The sequence below is a fragment of the Pseudomonas sp. NPDC086581 genome, from assembly GCF_044746165.1.
Taxonomy (GTDB): domain Bacteria; phylum Pseudomonadota; class Gammaproteobacteria; order Pseudomonadales; family Pseudomonadaceae; genus Pseudomonas.
Genome location: NZ_JBIVBR010000017.1, coordinates 56,228 through 73,419 on the forward strand (window position 1 = coordinate 56,228; position 17,192 = coordinate 73,419).

The window sequence follows — 17,192 nt, forward strand, 5'->3', positions numbered from 1 at the left end:
CCTCAGGCCGCGAATGCTTACTCGAACCAATGGGCCCGGGCGGCCATGATCAACTTGCCGGCACGCTCTTCGTCCATGCCGTCGATGTCGAGCAGATCGTCAATAGATTGCTCGGCAAGATCTTCACGGGTGGTTACGCCACGCAGTGCCAGATCCACGGCCAGCTCTTTGGTCATACCATCGAGGCTGAGCAGGTCTTCGGCAGGTTGTGCGTCGGCGAGTTTCTCTTCAGTGGCGATGGCTTTGGTCAGCAGGCGGTCCTTGGCACGCGAGCGCAGCTCGTTGACGATGTCTTCGTCGAAGCCGTCGATGCTGAGCATCTCTTCCATCGGTACGTAGGCAATCTCTTCCAGGGTGGTGAAACCTTCTTCAACCAGAACCTGGGCGAGTTCTTCATCGACATCCAACTCGTCGACGAAGCGCTGCAGGATGTCGCCAGTTTCAGCCTGCTGTTTGGCCTGGATATCGGCCTCGGTCATCACGTTCAGGGTCCAGCCGGTGAGTTGGCTGGCCAGACGGACATTCTGGCCACTGCGGCCGATGGCCTGTGCCAGGTTGTCCTCGGCGACGGCGATATCCATGGTGTGGGTATCTTCGTCGACGATGATCGCTGCCACTTCGGCCGGGGCCATGGCGTTGATCACGAACTGCGCGGGGTTGTCGTCCCAGAGGACGATATCCACACGCTCGCCGCCCAGTTCGCCGGAGACGGCCTGGACGCGGGAACCACGCATACCGATGCAGGCGCCCTGCGGGTCGATACGCTTGTCCTTGGAGCGAACGGCGATCTTGGCGCGCGAACCCGGATCACGGGCAGCGGCCATCACGTCGATCAGTTGCTCGGCGATTTCCGGTACTTCGATGCGGAACAGCTCAATCAGCATTTCCGGCGCGGTACGCGACAGGATCAGCTGAGGGCCACGGTTCTCGCTGCGGATTTCCTTCAGCAGGGCACGCACGCGGGTGCCGACGCGGAAGGTTTCACGCGGGATGATCTGGTCGCGGGCCAGCAGCGCTTCAGCGTTGTTGCCCAGGTCGACGATCACGTTGTCGCGGGTGACCTTCTTGACGGTGCCGGAGATGATCTCGTTGACCTTCTCGCGGTAGGCGTCGACCACCTGGGCGCGCTCGGCTTCGCGAACCTTCTGCACGATGACCTGCTTGGCGGTCTGTGCGGCGATGCGGCCGAACTCGATGGACTCGATCTTCTCTTCGATGACCTCGCCGGCTTTCATGCCGGGGTGCTCTTCCTGCACGTCTTCGACGGTCAGTTCCGATGCCGGATTGGAGTAGTCCTCGTCTTCGACGATGGTCCAGCGACGGAAAGTTTCGTAGTTGCCGTTGGCGCGGTTGATTTCCACGCGCAGGTCAACCTCATCCTCGAAACGCTTTTTGGTCGCAGTCGCCAGAGCGAGCTCCAGCGCTTCGAAAATCACGCCAGGCGGTACACCCTTCTCGTTGGATACCGACTCAACAACCAGCAGTACTTCTTTGCTCATCGTACGCCTCGCCTTTCAATCCATTGGAATCCGCGCTCTGGCGGCTCACTCAAATCGGGGGATGATGTTGGCCTTGTCGATCGAGTCGACCGGCAGCAGATATTCATGGTCGTCCACCAGGACCACCACATCCTGCTCCTCCACACCACGGAGAATGCCCTGGAAATTGCGACGCCTTTCGAAGGGCGTGCGCAGCTTGATCTTCACCTGCTCGCCGACGTAACGGGCGAACTGCTCGAGTGTGAAGAGCGGCCGATCCATACCGGGCGACGACACCTCGAGGGTGTACTCGCCACTGATCGGGTCTTCCACGTCGAGGATGCCACTGATCTGACGACTGACGATTTCGCAGTCATCGACCAGGATGCCTTCGGCACGATCGATATAAACCCGGAGCAGGGAATGGCGACCTTGGGAAATGTATTCCAGGCCCCAGCACTCATAGCCGAGCGCTTCTACTACAGGGGCCAACAAGGCCTGCAACTGTTCTAGCTTGCTCGACACCTGATCGCCTCGCGTATGCTGTAGAAACAAAAAATGGGCGAAACGCCCATCCCTTAAGGACCGCCCTGATCTGGCGGCGCGGACTGTCCAGCTAGCAAAAAGCCCCTGAAAAGGGGCTCTGCCAAACTGGTTGCGGGAGCAGGATTTGAACCTACGACCTTCGGGTTATGAGCCCGACGAGCTACCAGACTGCTCCATCCCGCGTCAAAGCTGGTGCAAAATTATACGGTTGCGCCCCTTCAAGGTCAACCGAAACACCGAAACGACAAGGCCCGCACTGCGGGCCTTTTCGTAATATGGTACCGAGGAGGGGACTCGAACCCCTACAGCCTATGGCCACTACCACCTCAAGGTAGCGTGTCTACCAATTCCACCACCTCGGCAAAAACTCTTGCCTGCTTACTTCTGCTCAGGAGCCGCCGGAACGTCGCCGTTACCGCCTGCAGGGGCTTGAGGTTGCCCTTGCGCACCCGGCACATCGCTAGCTGCCGGAGCTTGTTCCTGCTTCTGCTCCATCACCGCCGGATCAGGAAGCCCAGCGTGACGAATCATATCAGCTTTTTCTTTAGCAAAATACGCTAAACCCAAGCTGGTAATAAAAAAAACTGCAGCCAGCACAGCGGTGAAGCGACTCAGGAAGGTAGCAGAACCCTGGCTACCGAAAACAGTACCCGAAGCGCCAGCACCAAACGACGCACCCGCGTCGGCACCCTTGCCTTGCTGAAGCAGGACCAGCACAACCAGACCCAGCGCCATCAGCAGGTGAATCACGATTACAACTGTTTCCAGCATCTTCAGTTTCCTGCGGCGCGACAGATCGCACCGAACTCATCTGCATTCAGGGAGGCTCCACCAATGAGCCCCCCATCGATATCCGGCATGCCGAAAAGCTCGACAGCGTTGGCGGCCTTGACACTACCGCCGTACAGGAGACGAAGGCCGCGAGCCACCTCTGCGTTTTCCGCCGAGATCTGCGCGCGAATCGCCGCATGTACTTCCTGGGCCTGCTCGGGAGAAGCGGTCAACCCCGTCCCAATCGCCCACACCGGCTCGTAAGCCACAACGGCACGGGAGAAAGCCCCGACACCGAGATCTTCGATCACCGAGCCCAACTGGCGCCCGACAACCTCAAGCGTCTTGCCTGCCTCACGCTGCTCGCGGGTCTCGCCCACGCACAGGATCGGAATCAGGCCACACGATTGAACCGCCGCAAACTTGCGACTGATCACACCATCGCTTTCACCCAGAATCAGGCGACGCTCGGAGTGACCAACCAGCACCAGGGAGCAGTTCGCGTCCGCCAGCTGACTGGCTGCGACCTCGCCCGTCAAGGCGCCCTGCATCGGCTCAACCGCGCAATTCTGCGCACCGACGGCAACCGCCTTTCCATTCAAGCCTTGAACGACCTGATTGATGTACAGACAGGGCGGGAACACCGCCACATCGACACCCGTAGGGAGAGCCAGTTGACGCAGGCCTTTGATCAGCTCCGTTACGCTGGAGCGGGTACCGTGCATTTTCCAATTACCGGCCACTAAGGGTCGACGCATGCTGTACCTCGCTGAGCAAAGTGGGCGCAGATATTACTCGACGCTTTGGGAACTGACAAGAGAAATCAAGCACATACCTCTGTAACGACTTTTGCCAACTGCTCGGCATAGCCGCGAACGCGAGCTTCCTCGTCACCCTCGACCATTACCCGAACCAGTGGTTCGGTACCGGACTTGCGCAGCAGAACGCGGCCACGACCGGCCATTTCTTCCGTCACCTTGGCGCAGGCCTCCTTCACCGCCGGATGCTCCAACGGATCGACACCACCGCCCGCGAAGCGCACATTGATGAGCACCTGCGGGCACTTGCGAATGCCCATGCGCGCCTCGGCCAGGTTCTGGCCACGGGTCTTGAGCGCCATCAAAACCTGCAACGCAGCGATGATCGCATCGCCCGTAGTGGTGTGCTGATAGCACACGACATGACCGGAGTTCTCACCACCCAACTGCCAGTTGCGCGACTGCAGCTCGGACATCACGTAGCGGTCGCCCACCTTGGCGCGAGCAAACGGGATGTGCAGCTCCTGCAAGGCCAGTTCGAGTCCCAGGTTGCTCATCAGAGTCCCGACCACGCCGCCATGCAGCTTGCCGCGATCAAGCATGTCACGGGCGATCAGGTAGAGAATCTCGTCGCCGTCGACGATGGTGCCGGTATGGTCAACCATCATCACCCGGTCGCCGTCGCCGTCGAAGGCGATGCCGATATCCGCGTGATTAGCCAGAACAGCGTCCTGCAGCGCCCCCATGTGGGTGGAACCGCAATTGTGGTTGATGTTCAGGCCATTGGGCTCGGCGCCGATGATGAATACCTCGGCACCCAGCTCGCGAAATACGTTGGGAGCGATCTTGTAGGTCGCGCCATGGGCGCAATCCAGCGCGATACGCAGGCCGGCGAAACTGGTGTTCGAGGGCACGCTACTCTTGCAGAACTCGATGTAGCGGCCAGCCGCGTCGTTGATGCGCGAAACCTTGCCCAGACGAGCGGACTCGACCACCGTCATCGGCGCATCCAGGAGCTCTTCGATAATCAGCTCGACCTCATCCGGCAGCTTGGTGCCCTGGCCGGAGAAAAACTTGATGCCGTTGTCGTCATGGGGATTGTGCGAGGCACTGATGACGATGCCGGCTTCGGCATGGAAGGTACGGGTCAGATAGGCAATCCCGGGAGTAGGCATAGGGCCCAGCAGCATCACATCGGCGCCGGCGGCCGACAGACCAGCCTCCAGCGCGGACTCGAACATGTAGCCGGAGATGCGCGTGTCCTTGCCGACCAATACGCGGCATTTGCCCTGCTGACGGAAGGCCATGCCCACCGCCCAACCCAACTTGAGCACGAAGTCCGGCGTGATCGGCGGTGTGCCTACGCGCCCGCGAATTCCATCGGTACCGAAATACTTCCTGCTCATGCGGGCATCCCCTCTTCCGTTGCACTTTCCACTGCGTGAATCATTCGAACCACATCCACGGTCTCGGCGACATCGTGGACACGGATAATGCTGGCTCCCTTGGTGACTGCAAGGGCGGCCAGCGCCAGACTGCCATAGAGACGCTCGCCCACCTCACGGCCGAGCGCGCGCCCGACCATGCTCTTGCGCGAGACTCCGACCAGCAGCGGGCACCCCATATCCATCAACCTCTCCATCTGCCGGAATAGATTCAGGTTATGGCTTTGGGTCTTGGCAAAACCGAAGCCAGGGTCGATGACGATCCGCTCGCGGGCAATACCCACGGATTCGCACAGCGCAATGCGTCCCTCAAGGAAGCTACGGACTTCCTGAAGAATATCGGGGTAACGCGGGTCGTCCTGCATATTTCCCGGCTCACCGCGCATGTGCATCAGGCACACCGGGAGCCCGGTATCGACAGCAGCATCCAAGGCACCGTCGCGCTGCAGGGAGCGCACATCGTTGATCAGCCCCGCACCAAGACGGGCCGTCTCACGCATCACGGCCGGAGTGGAAGTATCTACAGAAATCACCACATCCAGCTCGCGGGCGATGGCCTCGACCACCGGAGCGACACGCTCCAGCTCCTCGGTGGGCGAAACCACGCGAGCCCCCGGACGCGTTGACTCGCCGCCGATATCGATCAGCGTGGCGCCGGCCGCGACCATCTCCGCCGCATGACGCAACGCAGCATCGTGCCTGTTGAAGCGCCCGCCATCGGAGAAGGAATCGGGAGTTACGTTGAGGATGCCCATGACGTGCGGGCGGCTTAAATCAAGAACCCGGTTGCCGCAAGGCAACCGGGTCGAGTGGTACAACGAACTCATTCAGCACTCTCAGTGTTCGCCGGCGGGCCCGCCAATCGGGTTTTCCTGGCGACCTTCATCGCGCGGCGAGGCGGCGTTACCAGAAGAGCCGGAATTGCCGCCCTGCCAGTCACGCGGTTCGCGCGGGGTACGGCCAGCCATGATGTCGTCGATCTGGTCGGCATCGATGGTTTCGTACTTCATCAGCGCGTCAGCCATCATGTCGAGCTTGTCGCGATTCTCTTCCAGCAGACGCTTGGCGGTGCCGTAGCAGTCGTCGATGATGCGACGCACTTCCTGGTCGATCAGCTTGGCGGTCTCACCCGAGATATTCGAGTGCTGGCCACCAGCGCTGCGGCCGAGGAAGACCTCGCCCTCCTCTTCCGCATACATCAGCGGACCGAGCTTCTCCGACAGGCCCCACTTGGTCACCATGTTCCGCGCCAGCTGGGTAGCACGCATGATGTCGTTGGAAGCGCCGGTGGTCACACCTTCGAAGCCCAAGGTCATCTCTTCGGCGATTCGGCCACCGAACAGCGAGCAGATCTGGCTTTCCAGGGCGCGCTTGGACAGGCTGTAGCGGTCCTCTTCCGGCAGGAACATGGTCACGCCCAGAGCGCGACCGCGCGGAATGATGGAAACCTTATAGACCGGGTCGTGCTCCGGAACCAGACGACCAACAATGGCGTGGCCGGCTTCGTGGAACGCGGTGTTCTTCTTCTCCTTCTCGGACATGACCATGGTCTTGCGCTCGGCGCCCATCATGATCTTGTCCTTGGCCAGCTCGAACTCACGCATGTCGACGATGCGCTTGTTGGAACGAGCGGCGAACAGCGAGGCTTCGTTGACCAGATTGGCCAGGTCGGCACCGGAGAAGCCCGGGGTACCGCGCGCGATCACGGCCGGATCGACGTTGTCGCCCAGCGGAACCTTGCGCATGTGCACTTTCAGAATCTGTTCGCGGCCACGGATATCCGGCAGACCGACGACCACCTGGCGGTCAAAACGGCCCGGACGCAGCAGCGCGGGGTCGAGCACGTCCGGACGGTTGGTCGCGGCGATGACGATGATGCCGTCATTCATCTCGAAGCCGTCCATCTCCACCAGCAACTGGTTAAGGGTCTGTTCGCGCTCGTCATGACCGCCGCCCAGGCCGGCACCACGATGGCGGCCAACGGCGTCGATCTCGTCGATGAAGATGATGCAGGGTGCGTGCTTTTTGGCCTGGTCGAACATGTCGCGAACGCGCGAGGCGCCCACACCGACGAACATTTCCACGAAGTCAGAACCGGAAATGGTGAAGAACGGTACCTTGGCTTCGCCGGCGATCGCCTTGGCGAGCAGGGTCTTACCGGTACCGGGCGGGCCGACCATCAGCACGCCGCGCGGGATACGACCGCCCAGGCGCTGGAACTTGCCCGGATCGCGGAGGAACTCCACCAATTCGCTAACTTCTTCCTTGGCCTCGTCGCAACCGGCGACGTCGGCGAAGGTGGTCTTCACTTGATCTTCCGACAGCAGGCGGGCCTTGCTCTTACCAAAGCTCATCGGGCCGCCGCGTCCGCCGCCGCCGCCCTGCATCTGGCGCATGAAGAACATGAAGACCGCGATGATCACCAGGATCGGGAAGCTCGCTACCAGCAGTTGAGTCCAGATGCTCTGCTGCTCGGGCTGCTTGCCTTCAACAACGACGTTGTTGTTGACCAGGTCGCCGATCAGGCCGTTGTCCTGGATCGCCGGGCGGATGGTCTTGAAGGTGTCACCATCCTGGCGCTTGCCGGTGATGACATAGCCGTCGACGGTAACGCGCTCGACCTTACCGTCCTTCACCTGCTGGATGAAGTCGGAATAGTTGAGCGTCTGCGGCTCGCTCGGGCTGGAGAAGTTGTTCATCACGGTGACGAGTACCGCCGCGATGATCAGCCACAGAATCAGGTTCTTTGCCATGTCGTTCAATTGACTACCCTCTGAAGCCGGCTCCGCCCTGGAAACCGCTTCTCACGACGGCCAGACTCCTTCCGGCCAAAATTACTACACAACGCCCGCCGCCAGGCAGGCGCCGTCTGTAACCCTTTATGAACCCCGGCTTTCACCGGTACAAGCAAAACCTGCAAGGCATAGACCAGAAGCCGGCCCAATCATTCCAGTCTAGGCGCCGCGAAAGCCCCGTGCGAGCAGATACTGTTCCCGCGAACGGTCGCGGGACGACAGCGGTTTGCGCATCTGCACCTTCTCGAAGTTCTCGCGAACCATCTTGTGGTAAGCGTCGAAACCCTCACCCTGGAAAATCTTGATCAGGAAATCGCCGCCCGGACGTAGCACACGGGTGCACAGGTCCAGGGCCAGCTCGCAGAGGAACATCGCACGAGGCATGTCCACAGCGGGCAGTCCACTCATATTGGGGGCCATATCGGAAATCACAAGGTCTACCGGATTTTCTCCGATAGCCTCGAGCAACTGGGCGAAGACTTCGTCCTCGGTGAAGTCACCCTGGATGAAGGTAACATCCGGGATGCTGTCCATCGGCAGGATGTCCGACGCGATCAGAGTGCCCTTGTCGCCGATCACCCGACTGGTGACCTGCGACCAGCCGCCCGGCGCCGCGCCGAGGTCGACCACGGTCATGCCGGGGCGCAGGATGCGATCCTTCTCCTGGATTTCCAGCAGTTTGTAGCTGGCGCGCGAGCGATAGCCGTCGCGCTGTGCCATCTTCACGTAAGGATCGTCGAAATGTTCTTTCAGCCAGCGATGGCTAGTCTTGGAACGGGCCACGTATTACCTCGTCTGAGCGGCATCCCGGTATAACCGAAACTCGGGTAGAATATCCGCCTTTTTTCCCAGGGGTCAGATTATGGCGCTCTCTCAGGAGCAGAAAAAGCAGTTCAAATCTATCGGGCATCACCTGAAACCCGTATTGACCGTTGCAGAAAACGGTCTCTCGGAAGGTGTAATGGCCGAGCTTGAGCGTGCGCTCAACGATCATGAACTGATCAAGGTGCAGTTCCGCATCACCGAACGCGACGACCGTCGTGCGCTGATCGACGAACTCTGTCAGAACGGCAGCTGCGAACTGGTTCAGTCCATCGGCAAGATGGCGCTGATCTATCGTCGCAATCCCAAGCCGAACAAGAACCTGTCGAACATCAGCCGCTTCAGCGGTCTCTGACAGTCAAGACCGGCAACGCGGAGCCGGCAAGGCTCCGCCGCGTCAGCTCCGCTCGCCCCGCCCGGGCGCCGGTTGCAGCACCAGCAGCAGACCGCACAGCGCCACCACCAGATAGTTGAACAGCAGCCAACGCTCAGCGTCTGGCGCTACCTGGCGCACCACGAAATAGGCCGCTACCATCACCAATACGGTCAACAGCAACTGCCCCCGCGTCTCATGGGTAAAGGCAGCGAGCCCGCGCGCCTGCCAGAGCACCAGAGCCTGGACCAGCACGCAGAATCCCGCAAAACCCAGCAACAGCGGCTTCAGGCCGTCGGCGACGGTCTGCACCAACAATGGTGCCAGGCCGATCTTGTCCAGCGCCGGCAACACCACGAACTGAAGCAGCCAGAGGCCGCCAACCCAGAATGTCTGGGCCAGCAGCCAGCTGATGGTGCCTGCGTTGAGGGATTGTCGATCAGGCGTGGCGGACTTCAACGATCTCGTACTCGACGTCGCCGCCCGGAGTCTTGACCAGAACAGCGTCGCCTTCAGTCTTGCCGATCAGTGCACGGGCGATCGGCGAGTTGACCGAGATCTTGCTGTTCTTGATGTCCGCCTCGTCGTCGCCGACGATCTGATAGGTCACCGTCTCGTCGGTCTCGACATTAGCGATATCGACGGTAGTACCGAAGATCACCTTGCCGCTGTGCGGAATGGTGGTCACGTCGATGATCTGCGCGTTGGACAGCTTGGCCTCGATGTCGCGAATACGCGCCTCGGACATGCCCTGCTGCTCACGGGCCGCGTGGTATTCGGCGTTCTCCTTGAGGTCGCCCAGTTCACGCGCTTCGGCGATGGCCTGGGTGATCTGCGGGCGCAGAACGGTCTTCAGGTATTTCAGTTCTTCTTCCAGGGCGCGGGCGCCCTGGACAGTCATTGGAAATTTGCTCATGCGTTGATTCCTGCATGGAGATCCTGCAGACGGCGAACGGTCTTCTCGGGACCGAACTTGAGCGCCTCACAGATCGCCTGCCCCGCCGCAATGGTGGTGGTGCAGTAGATCTTGTGCTGCAGGGCGTTACGACGGATGGAATAGGAGTCAGCGATGGACTGGCGGCCTTCGGTGGTGTTGATGATCAGGGTGACTTCGTCATTCTTGATCATGTCGACCACGTGAGGGCGGCCCTCGGTCACCTTGTTCACGCGACGTACCGGCAGACCGGCAGCCTCGATCACCTTGGCGGTGCCAGCAGTGGCAACCACCTCGAAGCCCAGCGCGACCAGGTCGCGAGCGACCTGAACGGCTTGCGGCTTGTCGTCCTCGCGGACGCTGATGAAGGCGCAACCGGCGTTCGGCAGGATTTCGCTGGCGCCCAACTGGGCCTTGGCGAATGCCTCACCGAAGCTGTCGCCGACACCCATCACCTCGCCAGTGGATTTCATCTCTGGGCCGAGGATCGGGTCGACGCCGGGGAACTTGGCGAACGGGAACACCGCTTCCTTGACGCTATAGTACGGCGGGATCACCTCCTGGGTGAAGCCGACTTCGGCCAGGGACTTGCCAGCCATGACGCGGGCCGCAACCTTGGCCAGCGATTCGCCGATGCACTTGGAAACGAACGGTACGGTACGGGACGCGCGCGGGTTCACCTCGATCACGTAGATGTCCTCGCCCTGCACGGCCATCTGCACGTTCATCAGACCGACCACGCCCAGCTCCAGGGCCATCTTCTTGACCTGTTCGCGGATCTCGTCCTGGATGTGCTGCGGCAGCGAGTACGGCGGCAGCGAGCAGGCGGAATCACCGGAGTGCACGCCAGCCTGTTCGATGTGCTGCATGATCGCGCCGATCACCACAGTCTCGCCGTCGCACACCGCATCGATGTCGACCTCGATGGCGCAGTTGAGGAAGCGGTCCAGCAGCACCGGGCTGTCGTTGGAGACCTTCACGGCTTCGCGCATGTAGCGCTTGAGCTCTTCTTCCTGGTAGACGATTTCCATTGCGCGGCCGCCCAGTACGTAGGACGGGCGCACCACCATCGGATAGCCGATGTTCTTCGACAACTCCAGGGCCTGGTCTTCGCTGCGCGCGGTGGCGTTGGCCGGCTGACGCAGGTTCAGGCGCTGGACCATCTGCTGGAAGCGCTCGCGGTCTTCGGCGCGGTCGATGGCGTCCGGGCTGGTGCCGATGATCGGCACGCCGGCTTCTTCGAGGGCGCGGCAGAGTTTCAGCGGGGTCTGGCCGCCGTACTGCACGATTACGCCCTTGGGCTGCTCGACGCGGACGATTTCCAGCACGTCTTCCAGGGTGACCGGCTCGAAGTACAGGCGGTCGGAAGTGTCGTAGTCGGTGGAAACGGTTTCCGGGTTGCAGTTGACCATGATGGTCTCGTAACCGTCTTCACGCATGGCCAGCGCGGCGTGTACGCAGCAGTAGTCGAACTCGATGCCCTGGCCGATACGGTTCGGACCGCCGCCCAGGATCATGATCTTGTCGCGAGTCGACGGATTGGCTTCGCACTCTTCCTCGTAGGTCGAGTACATGTAGGCGGTGTCGGTGGCGAATTCGGCGGCGCAGGTGTCCACGCGCTTGTACACCGGCAGCACCTTGAGTTTGTGGCGATGGTTGCGCAGGTTCTTCTCGGTCACGCCCAGCAGGGTCGCCAGACGGGCGTCGGAGAAGCCCTTGCGCTTGAGCTTGTACATCAGCTCGCGGTCGATGGCGGACAGACCCAGGGTCTTCACGCGCTCTTCGTCCTTGATCAGGTCTTCGATCTGCACCAGGAACCACTCGTCGATGCGGGTCAGGTCGAAGACTTCGGCGATGCTCTTGCCGGCGCGGAAGGCGTCGGCGACATACCAGATGCGGTCGGCATTGGGCACGGTCAGCTCGCGCTTGAGGATGCTCTCGGCTTCCGGGTTGCTCAGGTCGAGCTTCGGATCGAAACCGGTGGCGCCGACTTCCAGGCCGCGCAGGGCTTTCTGCACGGACTCCTGGAAGGTCCGGCCGATGGCCATGACTTCACCCACGGATTTCATCTGGGTGGTCAGGCGGGCGTCGGCTTTCGGGAATTTCTCGAAGGCGAAACGCGGGATCTTGGTGACGACGTAGTCGATCGCCGGCTCGAAGGACGCCGGGGTGCGGCCGCCGGTGATGTCGTTCTGCAGCTCGTCGAGGGTGTAGCCGACAGCCAGCTTGGCGGCGATCTTGGCGATCGGGAAGCCGGTGGCCTTGGACGCCAGTGCCGAGGAACGCGAGACGCGCGGGTTCATCTCGATCACGACCATGCGGCCGGTATTCGGGCAGATGCCGAACTGCACGTTCGAGCCGCCGGTTTCCACGCCGATCTCACGCAGCACCGCCAGGGAGGCGTTGCGCATGATCTGGTATTCCTTGTCGGTCAGGGTCTGCGCCGGGGCCACGGTGATCGAGTCGCCGGTGTGCACGCCCATCGGGTCGAAGTTCTCGATGGCGCAGACGATGATGCAGTTGTCCTTCTTGTCGCGGACAACCTCCATCTCGTATTCCTTCCAGCCGATCAGCGATTCGTCGATCAGCAGCTCGTTGGTCGGCGACAGATCCAGACCACGGGTGCAGATTTCCTCGAATTCTTCGCGGTTGTAGGCGATGCCGCCGCCGGTGCCGCCCATGGTGAAGGACGGACGGATGATGCACGGGAAGTTGACCTTCTCCAGCACGCCGTAGGCTTCTTCCATGGTGTGGGCGATGCCCGAGCGCGGGCAGGCCAGGCCGATGTCGCGCATGGCCTTGTCGAAGCGCGAACGGTCTTCGGCCTTGTCGATGGTGTCGGCGTTGGCGCCGATCATTTCCACGCCGAACTGCTCGAGCACGCCGTGGCGCTCCAGGTCCAGGGCGCAGTTCAGAGCGGTCTGGCCGCCCATGGTCGGCAGCAGCGCATCAGGGCGCTCCTTCTCGATGATTTTGGCGACGGTCTGCCACTTGATCGGCTCGATATAGGTGGCATCGGCCATGGCCGGGTCGGTCATGATGGTGGCCGGGTTGGAGTTCACCAGGATGACACGGAAGCCTTCTTCCTTCAGGGCCTTGCAGGCCTGTGCGCCGGAGTAGTCGAACTCGCAGGCCTGGCCGATGACGATCGGGCCGGCGCCGAGGATCAGGATGCTCTTGATGTCTGTACGCTTGGGCATGGGACTCTCGTTGCAATATTCAGGAAAGGGTTGCGCTGGCCAGCTTCACGCCAAAGCCGACGAACAGGGCGCCGACGCCACTCGAGGCGCCGGCAGCCAGCCGTTGCCGCCGACGGAACCAGGCCGCCAGACGCACACCGGAGAAAATCAGGAAACTCAGGTACAGGGCGCTGATGATCTCGAGGATCGTACCCAGCACCAGGAACGACAGGCCGGGGTAGGCGTAACCCGGGTCGACGAACTGGATGAAGAAGGAAATGAAGAAGAGGATCGCCTTGGGGTTGGACAGGCTCAGCAGCAGCGCCTTGCGGAACGGCTGATTGACGTCCACTTCCTTCGCCGGCACGGCGGCGGCCTCCAGCGGGTGGCGCAGCTTCTGCCAGCCACCGCGGAGCATGCCGATCCCTAGATAGAACAGATACGCGGCGCCGACGTACTTCAGGCCCAGGAACAGCATCGGCTCGGCCTTGAGGACCGAGGCGATTCCCAGCGCCGACAGGAACATCAGGATCGCATCGCCCAGGAACACCGCGCTCGCCGCCCGGTAGCCCGAGGCCACGCCGCGCTGGGCGGCAGTGGCGAGGACAAACAGCGAGTTCGGCCCCGGCAGCAGGACGATGAACAACGTACCCAGGACGTAGGTCCAGAGGTCGGTGATTCCCAGGGTCGGCATCATCTTCTTCTACCTCTTCGAGCTCGTACTCAGCGACGCTCGGCCATCGCCGCGATGAAGCGGTCGAACAGCGGAGCCACGTCGTGCGGGCCTGGGCTGGCTTCCGGGTGCCCCTGGAAGCTGAAGGCCACCTTGTCGGTGCGCTCGATACCTTGCAGGGTGCCGTCGAACAGCGACTTGTGGGTGGCGCGCAGGTTGGCCGGCATGCTGCCTTCGTCAACGGCGAAACCGTGGTTCTGGCTGGTGATCATCACCACGCCCGAATCCAGGTCCTGCACCGGGTGGTTGGCACCGTGGTGGCCGTGGCCCATTTTCAGGGTCTTGGCGCCGGAGGCCAGGGCCAGCAGCTGGTGGCCGAGGCAAATACCGAACACCGGAATCTCGGTGTCGAGGAACTCGCGGATGGCCTGGATGGCGTAGTCGCACGGTTCGGGGTCACCAGGGCCGTTGGAGAGGAAGATGCCGTCCGGGTTCAGGGCGAGCACTTCGCTGGCCGGGGTCTGCGCCGGCACCACGGTCAGGCGGCAGCCGCGGGCAACCAGCATGCGCAGGATGTTCAGCTTCACGCCGAAATCGTAGGCGACCACGTGGTACGGCAGGTCGGCGGCGGCGATTTCCGGATGGCTGTCGGTTTCCAGGTTCCACACGCTGGAACGCCACTCGTAGCGCCCGGTGGAGGACACGACCTTGGCCAGATCCATGCCTTTCAGGCCCGGGAAGCCGCGCGCCAGTTCGAGGGCTTTTTCCTCGGTGGCGTCGTCGCCGACCAGGATGCAGCCGTTCTGCGAACCCTTCTCGCGCAGGATGCGGGTCAGGCGGCGTGTATCGATTCCGGCAATGGCAACGGTGCCGTTCTCTTTCAGGTAGTCCGGCAGCGACTGCTTGTCGCGCCAGCTGCTGGAGAGCAGCGGCAGGTCACGGATGATCAGGCCGGCGGCCCAGACCTTGTTCGACTCGGCGTCTTCGGGCGTGGTGCCGGTGTTGCCGATGTGCGGGTAGGTCAGGGTGACGATCTGTTGGGCGTAGGAAGGATCGGTGAGGATTTCCTGGTAGCCGGTCATGGCGGTGTTGAACACCACCTCTCCGACGGTATGACCGTCGGCGCCGATGGCGTCACCGCGAAAAACGCTGCCGTCGGCAAGTGCAAGTATGGCTGGCTTAGTCAAGAAGACCTCCCGTAGTTCAAGCCTGGCTGGGCGTGCGCAGATTGTAAAAAAGCGGGATGACATCAGAAGAAGTCATCCCGCTTTTTATGTGATCATGCTGCGCTACTTTTAGTGGACACACTAAAGCTGTAGTTTACAGAAATGCGACATCATGGTCCACCTTTTGCACGACGTACGGCCATGCCACTCAGCGCAGGCCGAGAACGTCCTGCATGTCGTACAGGCCGTTGGCCTGCCCTTCCAGCCACTGAGCAGCACGTACGGCGCCGCGCGCGAACGTCATGCGGCTCGAAGCCTTGTGGGTGATCTCCACGCGCTCGCCATCAGCAGCGAACAGCACGGTGTGGTCGCCCACCACGTCACCGGCACGCACGGTGGCGAAGCCGATGGTCTCGCGCGGACGCGCGCCGGTCTGGCCTTCACGGCCATACACGGCCACTTTCTCCAAATCACGCCCCAGCGCATTGGCGACCACTTCGCCCATGCGCAGCGCGGTGCCGGACGGCGCGTCGACCTTATGGCGGTGGTGCGCCTCGAGGATCTCGATGTCCACGTCGTCGCCCAGAACACGGGCGGCGGTGTCGAGCAGCTTCAGGCAGAGGTTCACGCCGACGCTGTAGTTGGCCGCGAAGACGATCGGGATGTCCTTCGCCGCTTCGCTCAGCAGCTCCTTTTCCGCTGCGGAGAAACCGGTGGTGCCAATGACCATGGCCTTGCCCGCTTTGCGGCAGACCTCCAGGTTCTTCAGGGTCACGGTCGGATGGGTGAAGTCAATCAGCACGTCGAACTCATCAACCACCTTGGCCAGGTCGCCCGACAGCGGCACGCCGATGCGGCCCAGACCGGCAAGCTCGCCAGCGTCGGCGCCCACCAGGGTGCTGTCCGGACGGTCGACCGCCGCAGTCAGGCCGGCACTGCCATTGGTCTGCTGGACCGCTTCGATCAGGGTCTTGCCCATGCGCCCGGCGGCGCCCATAACGGCTATACGTCGCATATAAAACAACTCCAAAGCTAAAAAAGCCCCGGACGATTCACACCGCCGGGGCCTTGCATCATAGATCGTCGAAGAAGCGCTTCATGCCTTCGAACCAGCCACTGGCCTTGGGCGAGTGGGAAGAGTTGCCCTGCAGGGTATGGCGGAACTCTTCGAGCAGCTCGCGCTGACGCTTGTCCAGGTTGACCGGCGTCTCGACGACGACGCGGCACATCAGATCACCCGCACCACCGCCGCGCACCGGGGCAACGCCCTTGCCGCGCAGGCGGAACAGCTTACCGGTCTGGGTGCCTTCGGGGATCTTCAGCTTCACGCGGCCGTCCAGGGTAGGCACTTCCAGCTCGCCACCCAGGGCGGCGTCGGCGAAGCTGATCGGCACTTCGCAGTACAGATGCTTGCCGTCGCGCTGGAAGATGTCGTGCTCGCGCACGTTCACCACCACATACAGGTCGCCCGCCGGGCCACCATGGGCGCCGGCCTCGCCTTCGCCAGTAAGGCGGATGCGGTCACCGGTATCGACGCCGGCCGGGACTTTCACCGACAGGGTCTTGTGCTCTTCCACGCGGCCCTGGCCATGGCAGGAGCCACAGGGGTCGGTGATCATCTTGCCGCTGCCATGGCAGCGCGGGCACGTCTGCTGCACCGAGAAGAAGCCCTGCTGCATGCGCACCTGGCCGATGCCACCACAGGTGGTACAGGTGACCGGCGTAGTGCCGGGCTTAGCGCCGCTGCCGCTGCAAGTCTTGCAGCCCACCAGGGTCGGAACGCGGATGGTCACAGTGGTGCCGCGAACCGCGTCTTCCAGGTCCAGGTCGAGGGTGTAGCGCAGGTCAGCGCCGCGCGCCGGGCCACCACGGGAGCCGCCGCGTCCGCCGCCACCACCGCCGAAGAAGTCGCTGAAGACATCACCAAAGATGTCCGAGAAGCTCGCACCACCGAAGCCCGCACCGCCACCGCCCATCTGCGGGTCGACGCCGGCATGGCCGTACTGGTCGTAAGCCGCGCGCTTGCTGGCGTCGGACAGGACCTCGTATGCCTCGTTGGCCTCCTTGAATTTGTCCTCGGCTTCCTTGTCGCCGGGGTTGCGGTCCGGGTGGAACTTCATGGCGAGCCGGCGATAGGCCTTTTTCAGGTCCGCTTCGCTGGCGCCGCGCTCAACACCCAGTACCTCGTAAAAATCACGTTTGGCCATAACTTTCCTGCACTCTAAAAACCGTTCCCCCAGACACGCCAACGC

16 protein-coding genes and 2 tRNA genes are annotated in these 17,192 nt (G+C 62.1%); 1 reads left to right on the forward strand and 17 read right to left on the reverse strand.

Features of this window, described 5'->3' with window-relative positions; genetic code table 11:
• Nucleotides 1-17 precede the first annotated feature (17 nt).
• The 10 genes from nusA to rlmE all read right to left on the reverse strand — a co-directional run bounded on the left by nusA (nucleotide 18) and on the right by rlmE (nucleotide 8,576).
• A complete protein-coding gene (nusA, locus tag ACIPK7_RS26975; RefSeq protein WP_017518943.1) occupies nucleotides 18-1,499 on the reverse strand; it encodes a transcription termination factor NusA in 1,482 nt (493 codons plus the stop codon).
• Between the two features lie 45 nt (nucleotides 1,500-1,544).
• Nucleotides 1,545-2,003 carry a ribosome maturation factor RimP gene (rimP, locus tag ACIPK7_RS26980; protein WP_045216751.1) on the reverse strand — a complete coding sequence of 153 codons (459 nt, stop codon included), beginning with the start codon at nucleotides 2,001-2,003 and terminating at the stop codon, nucleotides 1,545-1,547.
• Between the two features lie 127 nt (nucleotides 2,004-2,130).
• Nucleotides 2,131-2,207 (reverse strand) — tRNA-Met (locus ACIPK7_RS26985).
• Nucleotides 2,208-2,300: 93 nt separating this feature from the next.
• Nucleotides 2,301-2,386: transfer RNA gene (locus tag ACIPK7_RS26990), tRNA-Leu, on the reverse strand.
• A gap of 16 nt (nucleotides 2,387-2,402) precedes the next feature.
• Entirely contained in the window at nucleotides 2,403-2,795 is a 393-nt protein-coding gene (gene secG / locus ACIPK7_RS26995) for a preprotein translocase subunit SecG (RefSeq protein WP_081520701.1), read from the reverse strand.
• 2 nt (nucleotides 2,796-2,797) lie between these two features.
• Nucleotides 2,798-3,553: a triose-phosphate isomerase gene (gene tpiA, locus ACIPK7_RS27000; protein WP_192435592.1), complete on the reverse strand. Its 756-nt coding sequence runs from the start codon at nucleotides 3,551-3,553 to the stop codon at nucleotides 2,798-2,800.
• Between the two features lie 65 nt (nucleotides 3,554-3,618).
• Nucleotides 3,619-4,959: a phosphoglucosamine mutase gene (glmM, locus tag ACIPK7_RS27005; protein ID WP_192435591.1), complete on the reverse strand. Its 1,341-nt coding sequence runs from the start codon at nucleotides 4,957-4,959 to the stop codon at nucleotides 3,619-3,621.
• Complete coding sequence (folP, locus tag ACIPK7_RS27010) at nucleotides 4,956-5,825, reverse strand: dihydropteroate synthase (RefSeq protein WP_192435590.1); 870 nt, start codon at nucleotides 5,823-5,825, stop codon at nucleotides 4,956-4,958. Before folP ends, glmM begins: the two co-directional genes overlap by 4 nt.
• 9 nt (nucleotides 5,826-5,834) lie before the next feature.
• Nucleotides 5,835-7,751, reverse strand: coding sequence for an ATP-dependent zinc metalloprotease FtsH (gene ftsH / locus ACIPK7_RS27015; protein WP_045216741.1), 1,917 nt, complete (start codon nucleotides 7,749-7,751; stop codon nucleotides 5,835-5,837).
• A gap of 201 nt (nucleotides 7,752-7,952) precedes the next feature.
• Complete coding sequence (gene rlmE / locus ACIPK7_RS27020; protein ID WP_045216738.1) at nucleotides 7,953-8,576, reverse strand: 23S rRNA (uridine(2552)-2'-O)-methyltransferase RlmE; 624 nt, start codon at nucleotides 8,574-8,576, stop codon at nucleotides 7,953-7,955.
• Between the two features lie 79 nt (nucleotides 8,577-8,655).
• On the opposite strand from rlmE, the gene ACIPK7_RS27025 reads away from it, so the two are divergent.
• The gene (locus ACIPK7_RS27025) at nucleotides 8,656-8,970 is read left to right on the forward strand and encodes a YhbY family RNA-binding protein (protein WP_015478938.1); all 315 of its coding nucleotides are present in this window, start codon (nucleotides 8,656-8,658) and stop codon (nucleotides 8,968-8,970) included.
• A 42-nt stretch (nucleotides 8,971-9,012) separates the two neighbouring features.
• Here ACIPK7_RS27025 and ACIPK7_RS27030 read toward each other — a convergent pair whose 3' ends face one another.
• The 7 genes from ACIPK7_RS27030 to dnaJ form a co-directional block, all read right to left on the reverse strand.
• Nucleotides 9,013-9,447 carry a DUF4149 domain-containing protein gene (locus tag ACIPK7_RS27030; protein ID WP_401091308.1) on the reverse strand — a complete coding sequence of 145 codons (435 nt, stop codon included), beginning with the start codon at nucleotides 9,445-9,447 and terminating at the stop codon, nucleotides 9,013-9,015.
• Complete coding sequence (greA, locus tag ACIPK7_RS27035; RefSeq protein WP_017518953.1) at nucleotides 9,428-9,904, reverse strand: transcription elongation factor GreA; 477 nt, start codon at nucleotides 9,902-9,904, stop codon at nucleotides 9,428-9,430. The genes ACIPK7_RS27030 and greA overlap by 20 nt, the downstream gene beginning before the upstream one ends.
• Nucleotides 9,901-13,122 carry a carbamoyl-phosphate synthase large subunit gene (gene carB, locus ACIPK7_RS27040; RefSeq protein ID WP_401091310.1) on the reverse strand — a complete coding sequence of 1,074 codons (3,222 nt, stop codon included), beginning with the start codon at nucleotides 13,120-13,122 and terminating at the stop codon, nucleotides 9,901-9,903. Before carB ends, greA begins: the two co-directional genes overlap by 4 nt.
• A gap of 19 nt (nucleotides 13,123-13,141) precedes the next feature.
• Nucleotides 13,142-13,795 (reverse strand): leucine efflux protein LeuE, encoded by a 654-nt coding sequence (leuE, locus tag ACIPK7_RS27045; RefSeq protein ID WP_192435635.1) that lies wholly within the window; start codon nucleotides 13,793-13,795, stop codon nucleotides 13,142-13,144.
• 29 nt (nucleotides 13,796-13,824) lie between these two features.
• Nucleotides 13,825-14,961, reverse strand: a complete 1,137-nt coding sequence (carA, locus tag ACIPK7_RS27050) for a glutamine-hydrolyzing carbamoyl-phosphate synthase small subunit (RefSeq protein ID WP_192435587.1) — start codon at nucleotides 14,959-14,961, stop codon at nucleotides 13,825-13,827.
• 187 nt (nucleotides 14,962-15,148) lie between these two features.
• The gene (dapB, locus tag ACIPK7_RS27055) at nucleotides 15,149-15,955 is read right to left on the reverse strand and encodes a 4-hydroxy-tetrahydrodipicolinate reductase (RefSeq protein ID WP_184592267.1); all 807 of its coding nucleotides are present in this window, start codon (nucleotides 15,953-15,955) and stop codon (nucleotides 15,149-15,151) included.
• 58 nt (nucleotides 15,956-16,013) lie between these two features.
• Nucleotides 16,014-17,147 carry a molecular chaperone DnaJ gene (gene dnaJ, locus ACIPK7_RS27060; protein ID WP_401091312.1) on the reverse strand — a complete coding sequence of 378 codons (1,134 nt, stop codon included), beginning with the start codon at nucleotides 17,145-17,147 and terminating at the stop codon, nucleotides 16,014-16,016.
• Nucleotides 17,148-17,192 lie beyond the last annotated feature (45 nt).

Coding starts and splice junctions, on each gene's coding strand:
- greA (WP_017518953.1), bottom strand. CDS start 9,904: ATGAGCAAATTTCCAATGACTGTCCAGGGCGCCCGCGCCCTGGAAGAA.
- glmM (WP_192435591.1), bottom strand. CDS start 4,959: ATGAGCAGGAAGTATTTCGGTACCGATGGAATTCGCGGGCGCGTAGGC.
- dnaJ (WP_401091312.1), bottom strand. CDS start 17,147: ATGGCCAAACGTGATTTTTACGAGGTACTGGGTGTTGAGCGCGGCGCC.
- carB (WP_401091310.1), bottom strand. CDS start 13,122: ATGCCCAAGCGTACAGACATCAAGAGCATCCTGATCCTCGGCGCCGGC.
- ACIPK7_RS27025 (WP_015478938.1), top strand. CDS start 8,656: ATGGCGCTCTCTCAGGAGCAGAAAAAGCAGTTCAAATCTATCGGGCAT.
- tpiA (WP_192435592.1), bottom strand. CDS start 3,553: ATGCGTCGACCCTTAGTGGCCGGTAATTGGAAAATGCACGGTACCCGC.
- ftsH (WP_045216741.1), bottom strand. CDS start 7,751: ATGGCAAAGAACCTGATTCTGTGGCTGATCATCGCGGCGGTACTCGTC.
- leuE (WP_192435635.1), bottom strand. CDS start 13,795: ATGCCGACCCTGGGAATCACCGACCTCTGGACCTACGTCCTGGGTACG.
- secG (WP_081520701.1), bottom strand. CDS start 2,795: ATGCTGGAAACAGTTGTAATCGTGATTCACCTGCTGATGGCGCTGGGT.
- folP (WP_192435590.1), bottom strand. CDS start 5,825: ATGAGTTCGTTGTACCACTCGACCCGGTTGCCTTGCGGCAACCGGGTT.
- nusA (WP_017518943.1), bottom strand. CDS start 1,499: ATGAGCAAAGAAGTACTGCTGGTTGTTGAGTCGGTATCCAACGAGAAG.
- dapB (WP_184592267.1), bottom strand. CDS start 15,955: ATGCGACGTATAGCCGTTATGGGCGCCGCCGGGCGCATGGGCAAGACC.